Origin of the sequence: Neobacillus sp. C211, from assembly GCF_051842875.1 — a bacterium.
In the GTDB taxonomy this organism is placed as follows: Bacteria; Bacillota; Bacilli; order Bacillales; family Cytobacillaceae; genus Neobacillus.
The window spans coordinates 44893-68603 of record NZ_JBPXRO010000016.1 but is presented as its reverse complement, the minus strand read 5'-3'; the positions used below and the strand labels follow the sequence as shown (position 1 = coordinate 68603).

Genomic DNA, 23711 nt, shown 5'->3' with positions numbered 1-23711 from the left:
AATACTTGGGACAGCCTTTTTTTGCAATCACCTGTTATTGATTTTGATGATTTTGAAGGGTTTGTTCAGCATAAGCGACAAGACGTTTCGTCATTTCGCCTCCGACTGAACCATTTGCTCTTGCGGTCGTATCAGCACCAAGTTGAACTCCAAACTCGTTGGCAATTTCTTCTTTCATTTGATCTAAAGCATTGTCTGCTCCAGGAACCAATAGTTTGTTTCTAGCCATGATACATCACTCCCGACGAAGTTTTTTTGAGCAATGAAAAATTGCTCGTATATAATTTAACCGATTTTGTTCCATTTAATTATAAGTTGGTCCTTTTGAATAATGAAAGCTAAAATTATTAATGCCATCAGTAGTAAATTCTTCCGCCTTTTGCTAAAATACGCTATCATGGGGAACATTACACTTATGGTTTAAACATTATTTAATAAAGCGAGTGATGTAATTATGATAGAATTCCCCAAAAATCTTTATTGTGAAAAGTGCGGTAAAGAAACAGAGCACATGATACGCGAAGATGCTTTAGAAATAGAATACATTTGTACAGAATGTAACAATGAACAAGAAATCATTAAGTCCTTTTTTTAAAAAGTGCGGAAAAGGTGTATTATGCAGAAAATCGTGGTGATTGGAGCAGGAATTCTCGGGGCGTCAACTGCGTATCACCTTGCCCAATTAGGGGCAGAGGTGACTTTAGTGGATCGTATGGATCCCGGGCAGGCCACTGATGCCGCAGCGGGGATTGTTTGTCCTTGGCTTTCACAGCGGCGAAACAAAGCATGGTATCAGTTAGCAAAGGGAGGAGCTCGTTACTATCCAGAATTAATTGCTCAATTGGAAGCAGATGGCGAGAAAGAAACTGGCTATCAACGGGTAGGGGCAATTAGTCTTCATAAAGAAATGAGTAAACTCGAACAAATGGCTGAACGAGCACTGAAACGAAGGGACGATGCACCCGAAATTGGGGAGATAACCATTCTTTCACCTGCTGAAACAAAGCGGCTTTTCCCGCCGTTATCTGAGGAGTATGGGTCTGTTCATGTTAGTGGGGGAGCACGGGTAAATGGAAGAGCATTACGTGAGTCATTAATCCGCGCCTCAATCAAGCATGGAGTTACTTTCATTTACGGGAATGCCTCCCTAGCAATGCAGGGAAACAAAGTGGTTGGCATTATACTTGATGATTCAACATTTTTAGCGGATCAGGTCATTGTTACGGCAGGTGCATGGTCTAAGGAGCTTTTACAGCCATTAGGAGTTCATTTTTTAGTCAAACCACAAAAGGCACAAATCATCCACCTTGAGTTGCCTGAAACAGATACGAGCCAATGGCCGGTTGTTATTCCACCCCAAAACCATTACATTCTTACCTTTGATAATGGCCGGGTCGTCATCGGCTCGACTCATGAAAATGAGGCTGGATTTGACAATCGTGTAACGGCAGGAGGAATCCATGAAATATTAGGCAAAGCCCTAGAAGTAGCACCTGGATTAGCTGCGGGTACGTATCTTGAAACGAGAGTCGGTTTTCGACCGTTCACCCCTGGCTTTTTGCCTGTGATTGGGGCTTTACCTGATTATGAAGGAATCTATTTAGCTAATGGATTAGGGGCTTCAGGATTAACGAGTGGACCGTATCTCGGCGTGGAACTAGCAAAGTTTGTTTTAGGAAAACAAACAGAGATTGACCTGAGTTGCTATAAAGTAGCCCTGGCACTTGATGAGTAATAAAAAGAGCACCCACTTGGGTGCTGATACTCCAGTTTATCTAATCTAATCTAAGGTAAGTTACTTCGAGAAATAAAGCGCTCTCAAAAAACTACGAAAGTATTCCTCTCCGGAAAAGCTCTCCAATTGCATGGGAACGGTTTTGAACGCCAAGCTTTTTAATTGCCGTTTTCACATATTGTTTTACCGTTAATTCGCTGATTTCCATCGAATCGGCCATTTCCTTTGTGCTTTCTCCCCAGCCAATTCTCCTCATAACTTCTAGTTCCCGCTTACTTAATACTTGCGGGTCTTCCACACTATCGAATTTTTCGAGAAACTTTCCGACTTCTTTGCCATAAAGGGTTAATGAGACAAGATGTTTATCATCAATTGAAGATTCTTTCACGAACTCATTTGAGCAAATATATCCAATAATAACCGATCGGTAACAAATAGGTACAACTACAATCGAACTTACACTTGAAGAAGTTATGTATTTACTACTTGTTTGCTTTAGATACTCAATACCAGAACAATACTTTGCTTTCTTCTCATTAATGGCTGAGTAAATGATCGGCAGGGAACGGATATCATCCCGAATATCCCCAATATGGACCATACCAGCAGATGACAATGAGATGATTCCTTCACCAAGAAACCCTAACGGAGAAAATCTAAATAAATAGGCATTCATGACAGGATAAAGGTCCATGTATACTTCGAGAATTTTATATAATCTTTCTTCGTGGCATGTGGCTTCCTCTAAATCGTGAATTCGATGCTGTAAGGTATACTGAGATGTCATATTATCATCTCCTTTATAGGGATATAGCACATCTAAAATTGGGAATATTCAAATTATACAAAAAATTATATCCTTAAGATACACTTTTAGGAAAATCTTTTCTTTAAAAGTTGAAAAATTCCCAATTAGGAAAGGAAGATGTTTTTTGGCCAATTTAGACCCGCAAGCAAAAGCTTATTTAGAAATGTTCAGCCAGATGCCATTAATCCAGTCATTAGATGCACAGACAGTAAGAGAAATGTTTGCATTAGCCCCTCCCGTAGAGGTAGAGCTGGCCCCGCTTGCGAAGATAGAGGACAGAATGATTCCTGTCTCCGATGACGCTGAGATTAAGGTGAGAATTTATACACCGGAAGGTCAAGGACCATTTCCTCTATTTGTCTATTACCATGGCGGTGGATGGGTAATTGGGGATCTTGAGACAGCAGACCCAAGTTGCCGAATGATTGCTAATCGAACTGGCAGAGTAGTAGTTTCTGTCGATTATAGGCTTGCACCTGAATATAAATTTCCAATCCCTGTAGAGGATTCCTATGCGGCATTAAAATGGGTTAGTGAACATGCTGTGGCAATAAATGGAAACGATTCCAATTTAGTTGTTGGCGGTGACAGTGCAGGTGGAAATCTTTCAGCCGTCGTATCGTTAATCGCCAAAGAACAAAATGGTCCAGACATCTCTGCCCAGGTTCTTATTTATCCTGTAACTGCCCTCGGGTACGACACCAAGTCATATCAAGAGTTCCAAACTGGATTTGGTCTTGATAGAGACTTAATGATTTGGTTTGGGAATTATTATATTAACTATGATGAGGATACAAAAAATAAATATATTGCTCCATTATTGGCAGAGGATTTAAGTAATCTCCCGCCAGCCTACGTTATTACCGCAGAAAATGATGTCCTAAGGGATGAAGGTTTAGCATATGCTGAGCGTCTTAAAGAAGCAGGGGTCAAGGTTGAAACGATTATCGAATCAGGTTTAGTACACGGTTATTTTACGAATATGGCGGTGTTTCCAGAGCGAATTAAAGAATCGATTTCTAGATTTGCCAAGTTTTTAAGTGAAATTGACCAAAAAGTCGGCAGGGTTTAACGATAATATTAGATGCGGGAGGTAGGAATATTGAAATCTACTAAACAGTCAAATCAAGTTGCCAACTACGACGCTGTTGTTATTGGGGCAGGGTTTTCGGGATTGTATACGCTTCATCGCTTACGTGAGGCTGGTTTCTCTACCCGTGTTTTCGAGGCGGGTGATGGTGTTGGCGGTACATGGTATTGGAACCGGTATCCCGGAGCACGCTGTGACTCGGAAAGCATCTATTATAACTACACTTTTTCAGAAGAACTCTATAAGGAATGGACCTGGACTTCCCGATATCCTGAGCAGCCGGAAATACTAAGTTACCTAAATTTTGTAGCAACCAAGTTTGATCTCCGTCGTGATATCCAGTTTCAGACTCGTATTTTGGCTGCCCATTATAACGAAGAGAGTAATAGATGGATGATCCATTTAAACGATGGAAGTAGTGTTTCAGCGAAATACTTCATCACAGGAGTGGGCTGCCTTTCTGCTGCCAATGTACCAAACTTTAACGGGATCGATAATTTCAAGGGCAAGTGGTATCATACTGGACATTGGCCGCACGAAAAGGTAGATTTCAAGGGTAAGCGAGTCGGAATTATTGGAACTGGTTCAACTGGCGTCCAAGCCATCCCAGTCATCGCTCAAGAGGCCGAACACCTTACCGTTTTCCAACGAACTCCACAGTATTGTGCCCCAGCGAGAAATCATGCGTACGACCCGGAGTATATCCGGCAGGCTAAAGAAAATTTCAGCGAGATAAAACGACAAATGCGTGAATCCCAGGGGGGCCAGCCAATGGTACCACCTACTAAGTCAGCGCTGGAGGTTACACCTGATGAGCGAGAGCGTGTATACGAGGAGGCATGGGAGAAGGGTGGATTAGGCATTTTTACTGCCTATTATGACCTGCTTATTAATGATGCAGCCAACGAAACGGCTGCCGAATTTATCCGCTCCAAGATCCGTAAGATTGTCGATGACCCTGAGGTGGCCGAAAAGCTTTTACCAAGTTATTTTTATGGTACCAAACGGCCAATCATTGACACGAATTATTACGAAACGTATAACCGTGAAAACGTCACCTTGGTAGACGTGAAGAAAGCACCGATTGAGGAGATTACTCTAAAAGGGATCCGGACCACGGAAGCGGAATATGAACTGGACGCGATTATTTTTGCCACAGGATACGACGGAATGACTGGGCCTTTATTGAAGATTGATATTCGGGGTAAAAACGGGGTGTCACTGAAAGAGAAATGGGCTGGGGGAGCACAGACGAGGACCTATCTAGGGATTACAAACGTTGGTTTTCCGAACATGTTTATGATTACTGGTCCTGAAAGTCCTTCGGTGCTGAGTAATATGCCTGTCTCCATTGAACAGCATGTGGAATGGATTGCGGATTGTATTGAGTATATGAATAAGAATGGTGTGGAAACAATTGAGGCGACTATTGAGGCGGAAGAAGCTTGGAGTACCCATTGCAGAGAAGTAGCCGAATCCACGCTTTATACTAAAACTGACTCATGGTACACAGGGGCGAATATCCCAGGCAAGCCGCGTGGTTTCCTGATTTATGTAGGCGGAGTCGGCGCCTATCGCCAAAAGTGTACCGAAATCGCTGCTAAAGGGTACGAGGGATTTTCATTAAAGAGTTCAACTAAGACAGCATCACATTAGTGGATGTATGAATCTAAATTACTACAAAAAAAAGAGTCTTCGGACTCTTTTTTTAATTTTCAAAAAATGAGTTTTAAAAATAGTAAAAAGTTATTTTTTGAAAATTTGAAGACATCTGAAATTATTGATTGATTAATGTGGTTTGAAAATGTATAATAAACAAAATACTAAATTATTCCTACCTGAATAGTATGAATTGAAAGTTTTAAAATTGGTTGCGTGTCTACCAGTTTAATAGATAGGGTACATAAGGAGAGATTATACATGGTTTGGACGTCTATTGCTTTTATTATTGCCTTTTTCTTTGCGATGAATATTGGAGCAAGTGGGACGGCAGCATCAATGGGATCGGCCTATGGTGCAGATGCCATTAAGAGTAAGCGCTTGGCCATGATTTTGGTTGGGTTAGCAGCTTTTCTAGGTGCTGTACTTGGTGGTGGGGAGGTTGTGAAAACCATTGGCGAGGGAATTATTCCTTCCAATCTCCTAACGATTAAATTAGTCGTCCTTATCCTTGCAGGAGCTACGTTGACATTGTTTATTGCAAATCTGTTAGGGATCCCTTTATCGACAAGTGAGGTTACCGTTGGATCGATTGTAGGTGCTGGGATCGCTTTTAAAAGTTTATATATAAATAATCTTTTGGTGATTGTTTTCTTCTGGGTGTTAGTTCCAATCGTTTCATTTCTGATTACCTTTGGACTTGGAAAGTTGATATCCGCTGCTGAAAAGCGTTGGGTCGGTTTAACTAAGAATGGAAAATGGAAAAAATGGCTGGCGATATTTTTAGTCATAGGGGGCTGTTTAGAGGCCTTTTCAGCTGGGATGAATAATGTAGCAAATGCCGTTGGCCCGCTAGTAGGGGCTGGGATGATTTCAACGAGTAAAGGAATCTGGATCGGCGGTTTATTCGTTTCAATCGGAGCTATTTTACTAGGGAGCAAGGTACTTGAAACGAATGGGAAGAAAATCACCAGACTTTCCTTGCTAGAAGGGAGTGCGGTTTCCTTTACAGGAGGAACCCTCGTTATTGTCGCATCACTGTTTGGGTTGCCAATTCCTCTCACCCAAGTAACGACTTGTGGAATATTAGGTGTGGGTGCCTCACAAAAGGGGTTTGGTATTTGGCAAAAATCAGTCATTCAAAGGATTCTAAAAGTCTGGCTAATCTCACCTTTAGCTTCGCTTGTTATTTCTTATATCCTGATTAATCTCTTAGTTAAGATTAATATTTATAATATTATTATCATTGTAAGTACATTGATCGCAACCGTGGGTGTGATCAGCCTTTCAGCGACCATTCGCAAGGAAAACAGTACCATCCATGATGATGGGGGCGGAATATAAGTAATAGATTTTGCTGGTTAAAAACTCTGTTGGGAATCTATTTCAACAGAGTTTTTTAATTTCATTAATAAAATACAAGTAGTAAAATAGATTTGTGAAAGCCTGTTTACATACTATTTAGTTGCAAAATCAAAATACAAAATTCGCAAAAAGCACTTTTTCAATATGGAAGGAATGAAATGCGTGATGGAGATAAAAAAGGTATCGATCATTGGTTTAGGTGCATTAGGAATACTTTTTGGACATCATTTATCAAGGAAAATGCCAAAAGCAGATTTACGAATTATTGCTGACCGGGACCGAATAACCAAATATAAAAATGAACACGTCTATTGTAACGGAGAACGCTGTGATTTCACTTATCTGACACCTGATGAAAGATGCGAGCCAGCTGATTTGCTCATTTTCACGGTGAAATATAATGGTTTAAAGGATGCGATTCAAGCAGTAAAGAATCACATTGGTGACCAGACGATCATTTTATCGGCTTTAAATGGGATTTCCAGTGAGGCTGTAATAGGTCAGGCATATGGGCATGAGAAAATTTTATATTGTGTTGCCCAAGGAATGGATGCAGTTAAAGTGGGGAATCAACTCACATACGACCATATGGGAATGCTTTGCTTTGGTGAACAAGAACCAGGGTTCATTTCCGAAAATGTTAACAGTGTCGCGGCTTTTTTTGAAAAAATGGCAGTTCCCTATGAGGTCGATACCAATATGGTTAAGAGACAATGGGGGAAGTTTATGTTAAATGTGGGAGTCAATCAAACCGTAGCTGTCTTTCAGAGCAACTATGGTGAGATTCAACGAGAAGGAGAAGCAAGAGAGATGATGATTGCGGCGATGAGAGAGGTAATCACGTTATCTGAAAGAGCAGGCATCCACTTAACCGAAGCAGATTTAGCCTATTGGTTACGTGTATTAGCAACCTTAAGTCCAGATGGTAAACCATCCATGGCTCAAGATGTCGAAGCCAGACGTCCAAGTGAGGTGGAGCTGTTCTCCGGAACTGTCCTAAAAATGGCAGATAAATATGGGATCTCAACTCCAATAAATAAAGAACTTTATAATCGAATTAACTTAATTGAAAGTATATAAAGTGCCTGACTCCCACTGCAATAAAGTTGTACAATAGTGGGGGTCAGGCACTGTTTTGTTACAAAATGGTGAACTCTAGAGTTCTTTTATGTGATTTTTATTTGCAGGATTATGGCAGGTTTTACACTAGGTATCATAAAATAAAAGAAAACGTGTATAAACTACAACTTGAGAAGAGGGTTGATGTTTATGTGGCCTTTTGACGGCAAGAAAAAGACGACTGAGAAGGCAGAAAGGTCATGCTATGTTTCCGTTAAAGAGACTACAGAGGGAAACGAGCTAATTGATATTGTCACTAAACTCAAAGAAGTCCTTAGTAGCACCTCGAGGGAAGTCATAATTTTGTGTGTGGGTTCAGACCGTTCCACAGGAGACTCACTAGGCCCGATTGTCGGGACGATGTTAACAGAAGCAGACATTCCTTTTCCGGTTTATGGAACCTTAGAAAAACCAGTTCATGCCTTAAATATAAAGAAAATTCTGAAGGACATTTATCAAAAATATAATCAACCATTTATCTTGGGTATTGATGCTTGTTTGGGGGATGAACGACAAATTGGGTTTATTTTTTTAAAAGAAGGTTCTTTAGTACCAGGCATGGCGGTTAATAAATCTTTACCTAGTGTAGGTGAATACCATATGAAAGCTGTGGTTAATTATCTAGATTCATTAGCACCTGCGCAATCCTTAAATAATACGAGATTATTCACTGTCGTGAAGCTGGCCGAAGTTATGGCAAAGATTATTACGCAAGCAGTCTTAGGGGAACCCTCAACTTGCAAAAGACCTATTGAAACTATCCAAAGATGAAAAATTTAAAATTATTTCCCACTCCCTTGGTAAATTCAACCATAGTATTTGATGTTTACAATTAGAGTAAGTTATAATTGGTACAATGTATACCTAGAAAGAAGGAGAAACCGTGGGGAATAATTGGGCAGAGGAAGATCTATTGTCTTTACGCGAAAGGGTCTTTATTCACATTAAAGATCTCATTTTAGAAGGTGAATTTAAAACGGGTGATCGTTTGGTGGAACGGGAACTGGCAGAGCGATTGAATATCAGCCGAACACCCATCCGTGAAGCGTTGTTTAGATTAGAATCGCAGGGGTTTGTAAAAACCGTTCCAAGAAAAGGTGTTATAGTTGCAGATATTTCAGATAAGGAAATTATTGAAGTATTTACGATTCTTTCCTCACTTGAGGTTTTGGCAGCAAAATTAGCTGCTCAAAAATTAGACGATGAAACCAAAAGTAAGTTTGTCGAGTACTGTAAAAAAGTAGAAGTCTGCTTAAAGGATAAGAATGATAATGATTTCTCTAATTTACATGGTGAATTGAATCATCTATTATACAGTTCAGCAAAAAATTCGAAACTATATGAAATACTAAGTGGGTTGTCAGATTATATTCGGGCATTTGCCAAGACAGGTTATAAAAATCCAGGCCGACCGGTGCAGTCGATGGAAGAACATTTACGAATTATGGAAGCCATTATCAATCAAGAAATAGAAATGGCTGAGTATTTGACGAAGATTCATATTGAAAATTCTCGAAAAGCATATATTGAGGCTGTTAATCAAGGGAAAAAGAATAAATAAATAAATAAATAGAAAAACTCCATCCGCTGGTGGAGTTTTTCTATTTCTATCTGGATGTTATTAAAGTCCGATGACGATTGAGGTGGTTAGATTTTGTAATACCTTTGCGACACTCATTGCCACAATAGGACTAGATTTAGGATTTTCCTTAAAAGGCTTGTTTTGAATCGTTATTTCCATTTGACCAAAAAAGCCTTTCGCAACAATTGTGTGTGTATTCATTTGAATCGTCGGGTCCACAAAAACTTGGACCTTCGTTTCTTCGAATCCAATACCAGCAAGACTTAGTGCCGCGGAAACATTTACGTTTTCAGGGAATAATTTTGCAGCGTTTCTGGCATTACCATCAAAAACACATAAAGGTTCAGTAATTGTTTCTAAATCTACTTTCTCCTCCGCAATCGTCCCATACCAACTTTTTGTTGGCTTCCTTGTAATTAAGGTTATTTCATCGATTTCACCCAATACCCCAGCAGCGATCCGATCCAAACCTGCGATGGCAGCAGATGGAATAATTATTTGTTGATTGTATTTAGTTGCGGCCGCCTGTAATGACTCATAAAAGTCTATGTTAGCTAAAGCACCGACAGAAAGGATGACTAAATTACTTCCTGAGGAAAGGGCTTTTTCACCGTATAGTTGGAGGGCATGATGACCGGCTGCTTCAATAATGATATCTAAATCTTGGTTAAAAAAAACATCTTCATTAGTAGTTACTGTACATTGACTAGGTGGATTGCCTAAAGGACCTAGTGGGGTTCTAACCAAAAGGGCTTGAAGGGCAACATCGCCCGCATGTCCTGACTCAATTAACTCGCTAATACTCTTTCCAAGCGTTCCATATCCAATGATACCTGCTCTAAGCATATTCATTCTCCTCGGATTAAAATTTTTATACTAATGAACTATAAAGTTACCAATCTATGTATTAAAAGTTCTTTGTATACCATATGCCATCAATTTTCTACATTTTAGCCGATTCGAATCACAAAAGCAATAATAATATTATAAATTTATATAAACTTCTAAATTTTCAAAATTGTTTGCAAAGATAAGAGAATAATGGTATATTATTTTCAACCTTATAGTAAACAAGGTGTACATAGTGAAAAGAAAGGGGTTGATCATAATCATTCCTAAAGAATCAAACTACATAAAACGCAACTTAGAGTGTTTGCACTAGTTTTTCTTTGTTTGTAGATTGAATGATTTAGGAACTAGAAAATGTTCTGATGTAAAAGAACTTTCAACTTAGTGTTTTGGTTGTCATGTAATTCCGTAAAAAATTTATAAATATTTGGTATACAATCTACAATATTCAAAATATTATCTCTTCGATTTATTCTTTTAATGGAATAGCAATTGTTTATCTTTATAGGAATAAGAAAAGCAAATCAGAAGTAGAGGATATACACCATGATAACCATCCATTTATAACTAATATTCCTCTCCTAAGGTCCTTTTCCAATAATTAAGGAAATCTTTCGCTACAATCGTTTTAAAAATTTTTTAAAACAACGGAGGGGAAATATGGAATTAACAGCAGCTCATTGGGTTTATCTAGTTGTCACTGTAGCCGTAATTATTATCATGCTTTTTAGAAAAGGTGTTGTTTTACCTCTTATTGTTGGTACCTTTATAGTAGCAGCCGTGTATAAAGGTAGTGTTATCTCAGGGTTTCAAGCCGTCTTTAATGCTAACCTTGTTGCCGCTAAGGAATTATTTAGTATTTTCCTAATCATTTCCATTATGATTGGTCTCCTTAATTCCTTGAAGGATCTAGGTGCAGATAAGAGGATGGTTGTACCGATAAAAAGAATAATGGTAAACGGTCACGTTTCTTATCTAGTATTAATGGTTACAACCTATGTGATTTCACTCTTTTTCTGGCCAACCCCAGCTGTTCCATTAATTTGTGCTTTGTTAGTGCCTGCTGCAGTAAGTGCAGGATTGCCAGTCATGACATCAGCAATGGTTATTGTTATTGCAGGACAGGGTATGGCACTTTCATCAGACTATATTATGCAAGTAGCCCCAATGCTTAGTGCGAAAGCCGCAGGAATTGATAAAACCTTAGTATCTGATAAGGCCTTCATTCTTTCTCTCATTACTGGAATAAGTTCTCTTGCGATTGTGTATGTGACACATCGAAAATCCATTACAAAAAGATCTGTTAATGAGATCAATAAAGCAGAAAATGCATTCTTTCAAGTTTCAGAGGAACTTGCTGCCACGGTAGAAGAGACTGCCGAAGTTATCAAGGTAAAGGAAAAGTGGGGAAAAATATTTGCGATTATTGTGCCTTTAGCGATGCTTGCTGTTATGATTTTTATGTTCCAAACCAAAATTGGCGGAGGAGCTGGGTTTGAGGGAGGCGATGGCGCTGCCTTTATTGGAGGTGTTGCAACGATTCTCTTAGTTTTGGCGACGATTGCTTTTAACCGAATTCATGCACTCGATAAAATCAGCGAACATATTACCGAAGGTTTTGTATTCGCCTTTAGAGCGATGGCACCCGTCATTCCGATTGCTGGCTACTTCTTTATGGGAAGTGGAGACTTTTCAGGGGCTATCCTATCTTTAGGTGAAGATGCAGCAAAGCCAGGCTTTCTATTTGATTTGATCCAAGCAGGTCAAAATTATATTCCACATAGCCCATTTATAGCAGCATTTAGTATCTTAATCGTTGGAATCATTACAGGGTTAGATGGTTCTGGGTTTGCAGGGCTACCGTTAACAGGTGCTTTGTCTGGAGCGATTGGACCTGGAAGTAATATCGATCCTTCCGTTCTGGCAGCTCTTGGGCAGATGGGTGCAGTTTGGAGCGGCGGAGGTACGCTGATTGCATGGTCATCTCTTGTTGCAGTTGCCGGGTTCCTACAAATATCACCGTTAGAACTGGCCAGAAAGAACTTCTTCCCAGTTATAACCGGACTTACCATTGCTACAATACTGGCCGTTATCATTTGGTAAATTAACAGTTTTAATGTATTTAAGTATGCTAGATACAGAAATTAGGGGTCGCTAATAAATAAAGAAGCTATTCCAAAAGTCAGCACAAAACTGATTTTTGGGATAGCTTTATTATTTTAATTTGAATGATGACAATTTGTTATCTTGTGAAGACAAAATACATAGGATGAAAAGATGAGAGGGGATAAAGGATGAAACAACAAAGGATTGGTTTAGTAGGGATAGGAAAATTAGGAACAGCATTGATGACTCAATGGGATAAAAAATCAATCCCAATAGGTGTTTACCACCCAGTTGAAACAAAAGCCAGAAATTATCTCCACTTATTTCAAAATGGCTATCACTTAACAGAAAGTGAAATAGGTAATGTAGATATCTTAGTTCTCGCACTTCCTGCTACGGAGATTATTCCGTTTATCTCAAGCTTAAAGCTTCAGAGCAATGCTCAGCATACACCATCTTTCATTAATATGGCCACGAACCTTGCTACCAATGAGCTAACGACCAAGTTTCCAAGCTTAGAGGTCCATGGTATAAAGTATATGGGGCATTCGAGAGATTTATTGGAACACGCAAATGGTTTATTTATTACTGAATCGGTATTAACCCCAAAGATTAAAGAGCTTTTTGAGGAGATTGGAAGGGTAAAGATTGATCGTGAAAGTTGTTTAACAGAGGTAAATAAATTATCCACGTATTTTGCCTTAAAAATGGCCATCAATATCGAGACTGAGTTTGAGGATAGAGGATTATCCCCAGAATATCTTAAAAGAGCGCTAACATCGCTAGCACCCGAAGTGATACGTTCCTATAGTGAGGGGAGTCTTGGTCACTTTGCTAAGGAAATAGTCAAAGAAATTAAAGCAGAGAAATCTAGTGATGGTCCTACAAGCCATTAAATTGCTAAAGGTGTCAATCAAATGATTGACACCTTTAGTTATGAGCGGCTGCGTTAGGCAAAAAACACTTGTAAAATAAATAGATACAACATGACACAGCCAATATAAATGCTTGCGAATGGCAGGTTCCAGTTAGACACTTTATAGGAGCTTTCCTTAACGATGTTTGACATAAGACCTAATGTCGCATTATAAGGGCCCACTAGAAAAGCAGAAACAGCTCCTGCTAACATCGCCACAGTCAAGATATGCGGTGATATCCCAATCACCTCTGGGTTCAAACCCTCTGTCATTAGAGCTAATGAAACTGCGGGATGCAGCCCTAGAAAAGCAAAAGCTAGCGGTATTAAAGGCAGTAATATCAAAAAGATATCCACACCTGAAAAATTAATAAATTTATTTACCCATGCATCCAGCCATACATTAGTATGGGAAACATTAATGGTTGAGATAAAAAAACCTGCTGATAAATAAATGAAGAATTGATCCTTCATACTTACAGAGAAGGTTTGAAAATGCTGGACCAACTGGGCTCCGAACTCTTTCCCCTGTTTTAAGAATAGAGACCAAGAAAAGGAAAATGGAATGACAAGTAGGGATACTAAAATTAAAAACGGATAAGGAAACTTTGTTTCTACTAAAGAAATGACCACGTTAAAAATGATGATTGCCAGGAGAATTTGAAAGACTCTACCCGAACGATTCATCTGACCCGATGATTCTATCGTAGCAGCGGTTTCGTGGACGGATAGGTCCTTTTTGTTTTGGATCATGAAATTTGCCTTACGTGAGCCGATATACCAATCCACCCCCATACCAACGATGCTTAAGGGAATGACATACGGGAGTATCGAGACCCAGCTAACTCCTGTCATTGTGATAACTATCCCGACAATTGGTGTAACAGGTGCCCAAAGTAAAGGCATGGCAAACCCGCGCGTAATCGCTCGGCTCATGAACCGTTCCTTATTCTCTACGGGAATGACATCTAATGCAGGCCTAATCGAGTAGTATGTCATTGGTAATGTGGCCAGATTCATAAAAATACTAAAAAAATAAGATATGCCAGACGTAATCATGTACAGTTGACCTGAGGTTTTTACTCTTTTTTGAATAATATTTTGTATGCCCCCGCTATAACCGCCTAGTTTTATCGGTATCCCTAAAACCGGAATCAGTGTAAACATGGTTAGCAAGTCCAGCATAGGGCCAAAAGAAAGAATATATTGATGCCAGGAAGCCCCGCTTGTCCATAATAAGACCACTCCAAGCAGCAAAAATGTACCTCCTAAAACTTGAACAAATCGCTTGGCTTGAAATAAGGTAATAATCACAATCGCAAGACATAGACAGGAGATTAGTACACCAAGATTTAGCACAGGCACCAGCACAGAGAATAGATACAATAAAATTACGATAAAAAACATATACCTCAGCATATCAACCACCCTATCTTTTATAGATTGTATACCAAATCTTATTATTTAGGCTAAATTTGTCACGTATTTGCCATTAATTATGAATAAACATGGTATTTGGTATACAAAAATCTTGTTTTATTGTTAATTCCATTATACAATTACATTATCAAATAACTCAATTAATAGGGGGATTTTAAATGTTCAACTTTCTATTTGGATCCAAAAGGGCTGCAGAAAAAGCTGAGAAAAAACTAGCTTCACTAAGAAAAACTCTTAAGTTCTAACGTTACTATTCCACCGCCGCTTAAAAGCCGGCGGTTTTTGTTCTTTAAAAACAATATCAAGACAAAAAAACGGAGAGCCAAGCTACCTCTCCGGATTTTATATATAGAAAAGCTATTTTTTTTTGCACAATATATATTCTAAACGGCTACCTCAGCAGATTTTACCAGTTTGGAGTTGACAGAATCCTCGCTGTTCCCGGACGCCTTGACAATCTCATTTAATTCCTCGCGAGCAGCTTCAATGGTATCAAACTTTTCAAAAAACTTTACAGCTATCTGATTAACATATTCTTTTCCTTCAAAATTTTCAAATAATCGAATTTTAATCGTTTCATCAAGGACTTCAGCAATCGTATATTTTGCTTTTAAATTGTCAAAGAAATAGAAATGGTAGGTTTCAATCGGTTTTAACCCATCGTTTTCGAGAATTGTTTGGAAGGTATCTTTATTAGTTAAGACAATATATTTCCCCATGTAGAACACTCCTTTGAGTTTTTTATAACCTTAAATTTTAAGTCAGATAAGTATTTAATTTCTGTTACTCTAAGTATAGTAACTTCCTACGTTAATTTTTTCTTTACTCACCTCCAAGGAATATTGTATACCAAACTACTTATGTGTATTTTATATCAGGATGTTAAAATGTTCAAGGTTATATTCTAAATATTTAAATAATTACCAAAATTGTATATAGACTACTGATTTACATGAAAAAAATTCGTACTAACTAAAAATTCTAGTTTGCTTATATAACAAAAAGATTGTATACTTCAGAAAAGTATCAAAATTTTTAGAATAAACAGAAAGGGGTAACAATATGCCAAAAGTGATTCTTCATGTTGATGGAACAACAATTGAACAAGAAGTGAAAGACAATGCCAATTTAGTAGTATTAGCAGGGACCCGTCAATTACCAAAATTAAAGTATGGCTGCGGAATGGGGCGATGTACAAAATGCACTTGTATCGTCGTAAACGGAGCTGAGTCTTTATCTCCACCGAATTGGAAAGAAGAAAAAATGCTTGGGGATAAGGTCAATGAGGGCTACCGCTTAACATGTCAATTAACCATTAAAGAAGATATTGAAATTTCTCAAGAAAATATCTCGATCCAAGCCCCGAAGAAACAATCTGCTATCCAATCTTGATAGGGAATATATTTTATATTTATTAATGGTATACAAAATACAACCAACTTAAGTAGGTGAGTTAAAATGGATTGTTATGATTTAACCAGCATGACATGGAAAGAAGTAGAAGAATCGCTTAAGACTGTTGAATTTGCGATCATTCCAATTGGTGCTCACGAACAACATGGTCCCCATATGGTAGAAAGTTGCGATGCTGTCTTAGCTGAAAAGATGGCCAAGAAGTTAGGCCAACGAATGTTTCCTTTTGCATTGGTCACACCAACCATTAATATGGGTGTTTCCCAACACCATTTAAATTTTCCGGGAACGATCTCCTTGCAGCCCACGACATTAATTGCGGTTTTAAAGGATGTTATCTCATCATTGAAGCATCACGGCATTAAAAAGTTTTTGTTTTTAAATTCTCACGGAGGTAACCAGTCGACGCTTAATGTTGCCTCAATGATGTTAACCAAAGAAATGGATGTTGAAATTTACTATGCTAAGACGACTGCATCTGCTAAAAAGGCGATAAAGGAAAATATCACTTCACCATTATTTGGACATAGCTGTGAACGAGAAGTTTCCGAAGCACTATATTTAGCGCCCGAGCTTGTCCGTCTTGAAGACCTTGAAAAAGGTGATATCCAAGAAGAGGGAAGATGGGAGCAGCTTCGACCTGGAAAAGCGATTCAAGGATTTTATTATTATGAAGAAATGACGAATAACGGCTGTATCGGGGATGCCACAAAAGCAAGCTGGGAATTGGGCCAGCAGATCGTGGAGGAATCCTTAGCTAATCTTGCAAAAGAACTCTTGAAAATACTAGATCTGAAAGTGGATGTCCGTCCATAAATTTAGTAGAAGAGAGGGAAGATTATTAATCTTTAAAAAATTCTAAAAATTATATTTACAAATAATCAATATATTGGTAGTATAAACGTAAGGTATACCAAAATGATATTTTCACCGAATTAAAGAGTGCTGGAATAGGGAAGAATCCACAATCTTTTTATTTTTAATCTAATTTGGTATACAAAATATCAAATGCCAAGTTAAACTTGGGTACCTACATAAAATTAGAGGAGGAGTTTCAGTTGACAGAATTATTATCTAAAGATGAATTTCGCAAACAATTAGAAGAAGCAATTAAAGGTAACCATAGTCAGAAGGCTCCATTTACAGTTGCTTGGGCTGAGGGCAAACTTGGAAGAAAGCACTTTTCTAGATGGGCTGAAAATCACTACCATTATGTAGGACCATTCGCAGATTACTTAGCGTATATTTATCACAACACTCCATCAGACCCAAAATTTGCCGCTGCAAAAGATTTCACTTTACAGAACATGTATGAAGAAGAAATTGCTGCTGACCGTCACACTGATTTATTGATTCGTTTTGCGGAAGCATGTGGTACGACTGCAGAAAGAATTATCGATCCAAACAATATGGCTCCAACCACTTTAGGGCTTCAAAGCTGGTGTTTCGCAGTTGCAGCACGCGAGAATTTCGTCGTAGCAACAGCAGCTCTAGTTGTAGGCTTGGAATCACAAGTACCAGATATTTACCGTAAGCAAACACCTGCTTTACGTGAACAATATGGGTTTACAGATGAAGAAATTGAATTTTTTGATTTACACATCGTATCTGATGAAATTCATGGTGAGCGCGGTTATAAAATTGTTCTTGACCACGCCGATACTCCTGAGTTGCAACAACGTTGCTTAGAAGTCGTTCGTACAGGTGCAAAAATGCGCCGTATGTACATGGATGGGCTTTGGAGAGAATATTGTGAGCAGGATTTAGGAGCACTAGTAGAAACAAAGTAATAAGAAAACTTTACCGGCCGTCCTATTAATCTTGTAATTTAAAGGTTTAAGTGACGGCCATTTTTTTATAAAAGACATGGAAACAAATAAATGAAAAAAGGTGATAGTTGTGATAACTACAAAAGTAGAGACATTCAATAACTATATAAATGGAGAATGGCAGGAATCCGTGAGCCGGAAAACATTTTTTAGTGTGAACCCTGCAAATACCGAAGATCTTGTTGGGGAATTCCAGGCATCAAACGAACAGGATGTTAAAATTGCGATTGAAGCGGCTAAGAATGCTTTTCCTAGTTGGTCCCAAACGGCACCTTCCAAGCGTGCTGCCATCCTAAATCAAGCCGCCAGCATACTAGAACAAAATGTAACTGCTTTAGCTGAAGAGTTAACTAGAGAAGAAGGAAAGCATGTTGATGATGCCAAGAATGAGGTGTTACGTTCTGCGCAAACGCTCCGCTATTATGCAGTAGAAGGACAAAGCTTTACGGGGGAAACCTTTCCAAATGATGATCCGAATATGAAAGTTTCAACGGAAAGAGAACCGCTCGGAGTAGTAAGTGTCATCACTCCATGGAACTTTCCGCTTTCTATACCAGCCCGAAAAATCGCTCCAGCTCTAATCACGGGGAATACGGTTGTTTTTAAACCGTCCTCAGATACTCCACTGATCGCTTTCCGTCTAGTCGAAGCACTAGATAAAGCAGGAATTCCTAAAGGCGTGATTAACTTTGTTACGGGAAAAGCATCAGACGTCGGTGATTTATTGGTAACCCATCCTGCTGTTAGAGCCGTCACTTTCACAGGTTCAACCGCAGCTGGGGAAGACATTCATAAAAAAGCAGGCTTTACAACCCGGACGCAAATGGAACTGGGCGGGAAGAATCCTTTAATTGTTATGGATGACGCCGATCTCAATCAAGCCGCAACTTTGACCGTAAACGGGGCCTTTTCTTTAACAGGGCAAGCTTGTACGGGAACGAGTCGTGTCATCGTCATGAAAAACGTAAAAGAAGAATTTGTTCAGAAACTTGTTGAAAAAACGAGGGCGCTAAAAATAGGTAATGGGTTTGAAGCAGGCGTGAAAATTGGTCCGCTTGCCAATGAAAAACAATTGAAGAATGTCTTGAAATACATCCAATTCGGAAAAGAAGATGGTGCTGAATTAGTATATGGCGGTGAGCCATTAGTGACTGGGGAATTCGAAAAGGGATACTATGTCCAGCCTGCTATTTTTACCAATGTAAACGCTAATTCTCGGATTGCAAAAGAAGAAATCTTTGGCCCAGTTGTGGCTGTGATTGAAGTAGATACATATGAAGAAGCCATTGCCGTTGCGAATGACGTCGAGTATGGTTTATCCGCTTCGATTGTTACCAATAATCTCAAAATCGCCAACCAATTTACAAAGGATATCCAAGCTGGAACTGTCAAGGTTAACCGCACAACGACAGGAAACTTAATGAATGCACCATTTGGAGGCCTAAAAAAATCAAGTACATCTACATTCCGTGAATCCGGAAGAATGGGCTTAGAGTTCTTTACGCAATTAAAAACTGTCTATATGGGCTATTAAAATAATACATTAGGTAAAGGAGAACAGCCATGAAATCTGTGTTGAAATTAGAACTAGAAGAAGCAAAGTTAATGATCGAGGCAGCTAAGAAAAAATCAGTAGAGATCAATGTTCTAGAAACCATCGCTATTGTCGATGATGGCGGTAACCTGCTAGCGCTTGAACGTATGAATGGAGCGCGCATCACGGGACCTGAAATCTCGATTGCTAAAGCGTATACGGCTGCTGGCCATAAACGCTCTACCCATTTATTTAACAAGGAGCCGAATGGACCTGCACTTCCTGGAAATGAAGCCTTTGGAATTCAACAGATGCTTCCAGGGAAATTCGCTATTTTTGTTGGTGGATTCCCAATTGTTGTCAATGGTGAAGTGGTAGGTGGAATTGGTGTAAGTGGCGGGAACGGCGAGCAAGACACGGCTGTGGGTACTGCCGCCCTGCAAGCATTGCAAAGTTATCTTGAAAGTGATGGGCTGGAAGTAATTACGGAAGCAGACATAAAAAAATAATAATAACAGGACCTCATTCAAAGCATTTGTTTTAGCAGAATGGGGTCTATCTTAATCTTCGGTTCTATTAAAATATGCGACAGAATGTTATATTGGTATAAAAAGGGGGAGAGTCAACTGAAAGCATATGTTGAGTTAGCAATTGGATTTGCCCGCACCGGTGTGACCGGTTATGGGGGCGGACCCTCGACGATACCGCTGATTGAATTTGAAGCTGTTAAAAAATACAAATGGATGAACGAACAGGAATTTGTCGAAATCCTGGCATTAGCTAATACCTTGCCAGGACCGATTGCCACCAAAATGGCGGCGTATATTGGTTATAAAGTGAAGGGGTATTTAGGTGCGACCGTGGCTATTCTTACTCACATTTTACCATCAATTATTGCCATGATCGCTTTATTGGGTGTGCTTTATAGGTTTAAAGAATCACCAATTGTCAGTGGGATGGTTCAAGGGGTTACACCTGTGATCGGATTTATGCTCTTGGAGATGGCTTATCGTTTTTTCCAAAATGGCCGGAAAGGGTTAGGTTTTCCGATTATGCTCTCACTATCGGTCGTTTCTTTAATATTTGTCCAGTTTCTTGATTGGCATCCCGGCATCTTGATTGCGGTATTTCTCATCACTGCCTATTTCATTGCGGATCGAAAAGAAAAAGCGGCAAAAGCTTCCGCTAAGTTGCTTCTTCAGAGAAAGGAAAAAAGTTCATGATCTATTTGCATATCTTTTGGGCGTTTTTTATTGCTAATTTATTGGGATACGGCGGCGGCCCTGCAACCATTCCATTAATACAAAATGAAGTGGTCAACAATTACCATTGGATGAGTTTATCCGAGTTTGGGGATGTATTGGCTATTGGGAATGCCTTGCCAGGACCGATTGCCACCAAAATGGGCGGTTATATTGGTTATGAAGTGGGGGGGATTCTTGGTGCAGTAATTGCTCTAATCGCAACGATCCTTCCTTCTGCTCTCGCCGTTATTTTACTATTTAAGTTTGTAAATCTATTTAAAGGTTCTCCAAAAGTAGCACTTATGACAAAGTCAGTACAACCGATTATTGCGATTTTACTTGCTGTGATGGCCTATCAATTCTTTTTAACAGCTTATGAGAATAGTGGTGTTTTTCATTTAGTCTTTTTGGCTGTGGTTAGTTATTTTGCTTTGGTTAGAGTAAAAATGCATCCATCCCTGCTAATTGTTTGCTGCTTGATCTATGGTGGAGTGTTTCTTTCGTAAAAATGAATGTTAGAAAATAATAAAAATAAGCGGGTGGAATTTATGGACATAAGATGGGAGGAAAACAATCTTTTATCGATTCGGGAGCATGCATATATTTATTTAAAGGAAATGATTCTGGAGGGTGAATTAAAAGCGGGCGATCGTTTAATTGAAAGAGAACTTGCCGGGAAATTAGGCATCAGCCGGACACCGATTCGGGAGGCTATGTTCCGATTGGAATCCCAAGGCTTTGTAAAAACGGTTCCCCGAAAAGGTGTCGTCGTCTCCAATATTTCCGAGAGTGAAGTCATCGAGGTATTTACAATTCTTGCCTCTTTAGAAGTTTTGGCCGTTAAATTAGCTGCGGGGCGGATGGATAGAGAAACGCAACTAGAATTGGATCAAAAGATCGAAGAACTGATGTTGTTAAGAGATCAAGCCGAAGAAAACTTTAATCTTGAACATATACAAATGAATCGTCTGATTAATAAGGCATCGAAAAGCCCTAAATTGTTTGAGATTCTCTCTGGTCTGATTGACTATATACATATGGCTGCAAATATGGGATATGAGACACCAGGCAGAAGAAAAGAATCCTTAAGGGAACATATTGATATCATGAAAGCCTTGCGCGATAAAGAAGCGGAAATGGCAGAATATTTAATGAGAATTCATATTGAAAACTCGAAAAAAGCATATATCACTTATATTGAAAATATTAAAGAAAAGCTGTATAAAAAAGAAAAATTGATGTTCACTTGAAAAATACCAATGAAAGTTCTCGTAGCGAGATATCATCTTTGTTAATGACCACACCGACTTACGATGTGGTCTTATATTTATCTTTTTTTTAAATGAAAAAATTTAAAATATTTGTATTGTCTGAAAATTATAAATATGGTATATTGTATACCAAGAAGATTAATTTTAGGGAGGATACGAGGCATGCCAAAAATAAATTTCATTAACAGCAATAAACAATTAGAGGTACCCGAGGATTCGAATATCTTGAGGATGTCCCTTCGTTACGATGGAGAACTCCCAAACCGATGTGGCGGGGGAATTTGCGGCAGCTGCGTTTTTAAGGCGGAAGAAGGCGCTGAATTCCTCGATAAAGTCAAGGTACAGGAAAGAAGAAAATTAGGTGAAGAGTGGTTAAGAGAAGGATATCGCCTCGGTTGTCAAACATTTGTGACAAATGGAGATATTTCGATTTCTTGGGAAGATGCATTTACAGAAGTCGTGAAGAAAAGGAAGCCTGATAAACTCCAGAAAGAAGTCTCTACCATTTAGTAAGCTTAGTTAAAGAAAAATATGAATTCGGGGTGAGATCATGTGGGCCTGTGATAAACATATGAAAGAAATATTAACCCTCTTAGAAACTCCCCATATTAGCAAAGCTTCTTATCAAATTAAATGTTCACTTTGTGATAATCATGCACTAGCAAAAATCTATTACACTCATAAACCTTTGCATTTGAAAAAAAATAAAAAATTACGTGCATTTGCATAGCATCTATTATGGCCTACCTCGAGTGCTTTAAGTTGTAAAGTAGTGAGGGACAGGCACTATTTATAAAGGCTGTCCCATTAGTTTAACTTGGGGCAGTTTTTTTATGAAATAAATCCTGATTTGTAAATAGCTATACTTGACATATGACTAGGAATTGGTTTTTTCCTATAAACTAAGTAGTATTATTGTTGCCCTAACAGCGTATTTAAAGGAGAAGGAATCGATGGAAAACAAACTGATTGAAACATGTACAAGCCTCATTAAAAATAAAAAAAACATCGTTGTGCTAACTGGAGCGGGGATTAGTACAGAATCTGGCATAAAAGACTTTCGTTCAAGGTCTGGGGTTTATCAACTTACGCCGGAATATATCCTTTCCTTGGATTATTTTTATCGAAATCCAAGGGAGTTTTATCAATTTGCATTCGAAAATCTTTACCATCCGGATGCTGTGCCGAATGTAGGGCACAGGATTTTGGATAAGTGGGAAAAAGATGGGAAGGTTTCTCATATCATTACCCAAAATATTGATGGACTTCATCAAAAGGCGGGCAGTAAGAAAGTCATAGAATTCCATGGAACCATAAAAACAGCAACTTGCTTGCATTGCGGTAAAAGCTATTCGACAGAAGAGATGGAAAATCGTCTCAATACCATCGATGAATTCTATATCTGTGACCATTGTGATACCAGCGATAAAAGAGAACGTTTTATAAAACCGGATGTCGTTTTGTTCGGTGATACAGGCAAGTGGTTTACTGTGGAGGGATTTGATGCGATTTTAAATATGATTCATGAGGCGGATTGTGTTTTGGTATTAGGGACGAGTCTAAAAGTAACGCCATTCTCCACTTTCCCCCAATACAGAAGGCAAGGCGTTCCACTAATTATTATTAATATAGGAGAAACTCCTTATGATACTGACAGTAATACATATGTTATTCAAGAGTCTATCGGGAAAACCTTGTCCTTATTGGATCAAAAACTAGGAAACTGAGACCGGACAACAGTCTTACAGGAT

General features: G+C 38.9%; 24 protein-coding genes. 19 read left to right on the top strand and 5 right to left on the bottom strand.

Going from position 1 to position 23711, the window contains the following annotated elements; all coding sequences use genetic code 11:
* Positions 1 to 34: 34 nt before the first annotated feature.
* Positions 35 to 229 (bottom strand): alpha/beta-type small acid-soluble spore protein, encoded by a 195-nt coding sequence (locus ACSU6B_RS16290; RefSeq protein ID WP_088087953.1) that lies wholly within the window; start codon positions 227 to 229, stop codon positions 35 to 37.
* 387 nt (positions 230 to 616) lie between these two features.
* On the opposite strand from ACSU6B_RS16290, the gene ACSU6B_RS16285 reads away from it, so the two are divergent.
* Positions 617 to 1735 (top strand): NAD(P)/FAD-dependent oxidoreductase, encoded by a 1119-nt coding sequence (locus tag ACSU6B_RS16285; protein WP_410886758.1) that lies wholly within the window; start codon positions 617 to 619, stop codon positions 1733 to 1735.
* A 91-nt stretch (positions 1736 to 1826) separates the two neighbouring features.
* Here ACSU6B_RS16285 and ACSU6B_RS16280 read toward each other — a convergent pair whose 3' ends face one another.
* Positions 1827 to 2522 carry a response regulator transcription factor gene (locus tag ACSU6B_RS16280; protein ID WP_410886756.1) on the bottom strand — a complete coding sequence of 232 codons (696 nt, stop codon included), beginning with the start codon at positions 2520 to 2522 and terminating at the stop codon, positions 1827 to 1829.
* A gap of 145 nt (positions 2523 to 2667) precedes the next feature.
* Here ACSU6B_RS16280 and ACSU6B_RS16275 point away from each other — a divergent pair, with 145 nt between their 5' ends.
* The 6 genes from ACSU6B_RS16275 to ACSU6B_RS16250 all read left to right on the top strand — a co-directional run bounded on the left by ACSU6B_RS16275 (position 2668) and on the right by ACSU6B_RS16250 (position 9337).
* A complete protein-coding gene (locus tag ACSU6B_RS16275) occupies positions 2668 to 3615 on the top strand; it encodes an alpha/beta hydrolase (RefSeq protein ID WP_410886754.1) in 948 nt (315 codons plus the stop codon).
* 30 nt (positions 3616 to 3645) lie between these two features.
* Positions 3646 to 5289 (top strand): flavin-containing monooxygenase, encoded by a 1644-nt coding sequence (locus ACSU6B_RS16270; protein ID WP_410886752.1) that lies wholly within the window; start codon positions 3646 to 3648, stop codon positions 5287 to 5289.
* 264 nt (positions 5290 to 5553) lie between these two features.
* Positions 5554 to 6636 (top strand): inorganic phosphate transporter, encoded by a 1083-nt coding sequence (locus tag ACSU6B_RS16265; RefSeq protein WP_410886750.1) that lies wholly within the window; start codon positions 5554 to 5556, stop codon positions 6634 to 6636.
* Positions 6637 to 6822: 186 nt separating this feature from the next.
* Positions 6823 to 7737: a ketopantoate reductase family protein gene (locus ACSU6B_RS16260; RefSeq protein WP_215006866.1), complete on the top strand. Its 915-nt coding sequence runs from the start codon at positions 6823 to 6825 to the stop codon at positions 7735 to 7737.
* A gap of 183 nt (positions 7738 to 7920) precedes the next feature.
* Positions 7921 to 8547: a spore protease YyaC gene (gene yyaC / locus ACSU6B_RS16255; protein ID WP_410886748.1), complete on the top strand. Its 627-nt coding sequence runs from the start codon at positions 7921 to 7923 to the stop codon at positions 8545 to 8547.
* A 112-nt stretch (positions 8548 to 8659) separates the two neighbouring features.
* Positions 8660 to 9337, top strand: a complete 678-nt coding sequence (locus tag ACSU6B_RS16250) for a GntR family transcriptional regulator (RefSeq protein WP_215006853.1) — start codon at positions 8660 to 8662, stop codon at positions 9335 to 9337.
* A gap of 60 nt (positions 9338 to 9397) precedes the next feature.
* Here ACSU6B_RS16250 and ACSU6B_RS16245 read toward each other — a convergent pair whose 3' ends face one another.
* Positions 9398 to 10204 carry an aspartate dehydrogenase gene (locus tag ACSU6B_RS16245; protein ID WP_410886746.1) on the bottom strand — a complete coding sequence of 269 codons (807 nt, stop codon included), beginning with the start codon at positions 10202 to 10204 and terminating at the stop codon, positions 9398 to 9400.
* 663 nt (positions 10205 to 10867) lie between these two features.
* Between ACSU6B_RS16245 and ACSU6B_RS16240 the strand changes: the two genes are divergently transcribed.
* Together ACSU6B_RS16240 and ACSU6B_RS16235 are read left to right on the top strand one after the other, a co-directional pair.
* The gene (locus ACSU6B_RS16240; RefSeq protein WP_410886744.1) at positions 10868 to 12310 is read left to right on the top strand and encodes a hypothetical protein; all 1443 of its coding nucleotides are present in this window, start codon (positions 10868 to 10870) and stop codon (positions 12308 to 12310) included.
* A gap of 191 nt (positions 12311 to 12501) precedes the next feature.
* A complete protein-coding gene (locus ACSU6B_RS16235; RefSeq protein WP_410886742.1) occupies positions 12502 to 13209 on the top strand; it encodes a hypothetical protein in 708 nt (235 codons plus the stop codon).
* A gap of 53 nt (positions 13210 to 13262) precedes the next feature.
* Here ACSU6B_RS16235 and ACSU6B_RS16230 read toward each other — a convergent pair whose 3' ends face one another.
* Complete coding sequence (locus ACSU6B_RS16230; RefSeq protein ID WP_410886740.1) at positions 13263 to 14648, bottom strand: hypothetical protein; 1386 nt, start codon at positions 14646 to 14648, stop codon at positions 13263 to 13265.
* Between the two features lie 404 nt (positions 14649 to 15052).
* A complete protein-coding gene (locus ACSU6B_RS16225) occupies positions 15053 to 15388 on the bottom strand; it encodes a hypothetical protein (RefSeq protein WP_215017368.1) in 336 nt (111 codons plus the stop codon).
* 343 nt (positions 15389 to 15731) lie between these two features.
* On the opposite strand from ACSU6B_RS16225, the gene ACSU6B_RS16220 reads away from it, so the two are divergent.
* The 10 genes from ACSU6B_RS16220 to ACSU6B_RS16175 all read left to right on the top strand — a co-directional run bounded on the left by ACSU6B_RS16220 (position 15732) and on the right by ACSU6B_RS16175 (position 23687).
* A complete protein-coding gene (locus ACSU6B_RS16220) occupies positions 15732 to 16061 on the top strand; it encodes a 2Fe-2S iron-sulfur cluster-binding protein (RefSeq protein ID WP_166258927.1) in 330 nt (109 codons plus the stop codon).
* A gap of 66 nt (positions 16062 to 16127) precedes the next feature.
* Positions 16128 to 16898 (top strand): creatininase family protein, encoded by a 771-nt coding sequence (locus ACSU6B_RS16215; protein ID WP_410886737.1) that lies wholly within the window; start codon positions 16128 to 16130, stop codon positions 16896 to 16898.
* A 242-nt stretch (positions 16899 to 17140) separates the two neighbouring features.
* Positions 17141 to 17872, top strand: a complete 732-nt coding sequence (locus ACSU6B_RS16210; protein WP_088087939.1) for a TenA family transcriptional regulator — start codon at positions 17141 to 17143, stop codon at positions 17870 to 17872.
* 109 nt (positions 17873 to 17981) lie between these two features.
* Complete coding sequence (locus ACSU6B_RS16205; protein ID WP_410886735.1) at positions 17982 to 19445, top strand: aldehyde dehydrogenase family protein; 1464 nt, start codon at positions 17982 to 17984, stop codon at positions 19443 to 19445.
* A 29-nt stretch (positions 19446 to 19474) separates the two neighbouring features.
* The gene (locus ACSU6B_RS16200; RefSeq protein WP_410886733.1) at positions 19475 to 19954 is read left to right on the top strand and encodes a GlcG/HbpS family heme-binding protein; all 480 of its coding nucleotides are present in this window, start codon (positions 19475 to 19477) and stop codon (positions 19952 to 19954) included.
* A 117-nt stretch (positions 19955 to 20071) separates the two neighbouring features.
* Positions 20072 to 20668: a chromate transporter gene (locus ACSU6B_RS16195; protein ID WP_215003133.1), complete on the top strand. Its 597-nt coding sequence runs from the start codon at positions 20072 to 20074 to the stop codon at positions 20666 to 20668.
* Positions 20665 to 21195 carry a chromate transporter gene (locus ACSU6B_RS16190; RefSeq protein ID WP_410886731.1) on the top strand — a complete coding sequence of 177 codons (531 nt, stop codon included), beginning with the start codon at positions 20665 to 20667 and terminating at the stop codon, positions 21193 to 21195. The genes ACSU6B_RS16195 and ACSU6B_RS16190 overlap by 4 nt, the downstream gene beginning before the upstream one ends.
* Before the next feature lie 42 nt (positions 21196 to 21237).
* Positions 21238 to 21939, top strand: a complete 702-nt coding sequence (locus tag ACSU6B_RS16185; RefSeq protein WP_410886729.1) for a GntR family transcriptional regulator — start codon at positions 21238 to 21240, stop codon at positions 21937 to 21939.
* Positions 21940 to 22122: 183 nt separating this feature from the next.
* A complete protein-coding gene (locus ACSU6B_RS16180; RefSeq protein ID WP_215017378.1) occupies positions 22123 to 22470 on the top strand; it encodes a 2Fe-2S iron-sulfur cluster-binding protein in 348 nt (115 codons plus the stop codon).
* 443 nt (positions 22471 to 22913) lie between these two features.
* The gene (locus ACSU6B_RS16175) at positions 22914 to 23687 is read left to right on the top strand and encodes an NAD-dependent protein deacylase (protein ID WP_410886727.1); all 774 of its coding nucleotides are present in this window, start codon (positions 22914 to 22916) and stop codon (positions 23685 to 23687) included.
* Positions 23688 to 23711: the final 24 nt, after the last annotated feature.

What these genes read in the sequence shown, in the direction of transcription:
- ACSU6B_RS16290 (WP_088087953.1), bottom strand. Translation starts at nt 229, where the DNA reads ATGGCTAGAAACAAACTATTGGTTCCTGGAGCAGACAATGCTTTAGAT.
- ACSU6B_RS16215 (WP_410886737.1), top strand. Translation starts at nt 16,128, where the DNA reads ATGGATTGTTATGATTTAACCAGCATGACATGGAAAGAAGTAGAAGAA.
- yyaC (WP_410886748.1), top strand. Translation starts at nt 7,921, where the DNA reads ATGTTTATGTGGCCTTTTGACGGCAAGAAAAAGACGACTGAGAAGGCA.
- ACSU6B_RS16240 (WP_410886744.1), top strand. Translation starts at nt 10,868, where the DNA reads ATGGAATTAACAGCAGCTCATTGGGTTTATCTAGTTGTCACTGTAGCC.
- ACSU6B_RS16185 (WP_410886729.1), top strand. Translation starts at nt 21,238, where the DNA reads ATGGACATAAGATGGGAGGAAAACAATCTTTTATCGATTCGGGAGCAT.
- ACSU6B_RS16285 (WP_410886758.1), top strand. Translation starts at nt 617, where the DNA reads ATGCAGAAAATCGTGGTGATTGGAGCAGGAATTCTCGGGGCGTCAACT.
- ACSU6B_RS16200 (WP_410886733.1), top strand. Translation starts at nt 19,475, where the DNA reads ATGAAATCTGTGTTGAAATTAGAACTAGAAGAAGCAAAGTTAATGATC.
- ACSU6B_RS16220 (WP_166258927.1), top strand. Translation starts at nt 15,732, where the DNA reads ATGCCAAAAGTGATTCTTCATGTTGATGGAACAACAATTGAACAAGAA.
- ACSU6B_RS16245 (WP_410886746.1), bottom strand. Translation starts at nt 10,204, where the DNA reads ATGCTTAGAGCAGGTATCATTGGATATGGAACGCTTGGAAAGAGTATT.
- ACSU6B_RS16235 (WP_410886742.1), top strand. Translation starts at nt 12,502, where the DNA reads ATGAAACAACAAAGGATTGGTTTAGTAGGGATAGGAAAATTAGGAACA.
- ACSU6B_RS16190 (WP_410886731.1), top strand. Translation starts at nt 20,665, where the DNA reads ATGATCTATTTGCATATCTTTTGGGCGTTTTTTATTGCTAATTTATTG.
- ACSU6B_RS16225 (WP_215017368.1), bottom strand. Translation starts at nt 15,388, where the DNA reads ATGGGGAAATATATTGTCTTAACTAATAAAGATACCTTCCAAACAATT.
- ACSU6B_RS16265 (WP_410886750.1), top strand. Translation starts at nt 5,554, where the DNA reads ATGGTTTGGACGTCTATTGCTTTTATTATTGCCTTTTTCTTTGCGATG.
- ACSU6B_RS16180 (WP_215017378.1), top strand. Translation starts at nt 22,123, where the DNA reads ATGCCAAAAATAAATTTCATTAACAGCAATAAACAATTAGAGGTACCC.
- ACSU6B_RS16230 (WP_410886740.1), bottom strand. Translation starts at nt 14,648, where the DNA reads ATGCTGAGGTATATGTTTTTTATCGTAATTTTATTGTATCTATTCTCT.
- ACSU6B_RS16260 (WP_215006866.1), top strand. Translation starts at nt 6,823, where the DNA reads ATGGAGATAAAAAAGGTATCGATCATTGGTTTAGGTGCATTAGGAATA.
- ACSU6B_RS16175 (WP_410886727.1), top strand. Translation starts at nt 22,914, where the DNA reads ATGGAAAACAAACTGATTGAAACATGTACAAGCCTCATTAAAAATAAA.
- ACSU6B_RS16280 (WP_410886756.1), bottom strand. Translation starts at nt 2,522, where the DNA reads ATGACATCTCAGTATACCTTACAGCATCGAATTCACGATTTAGAGGAA.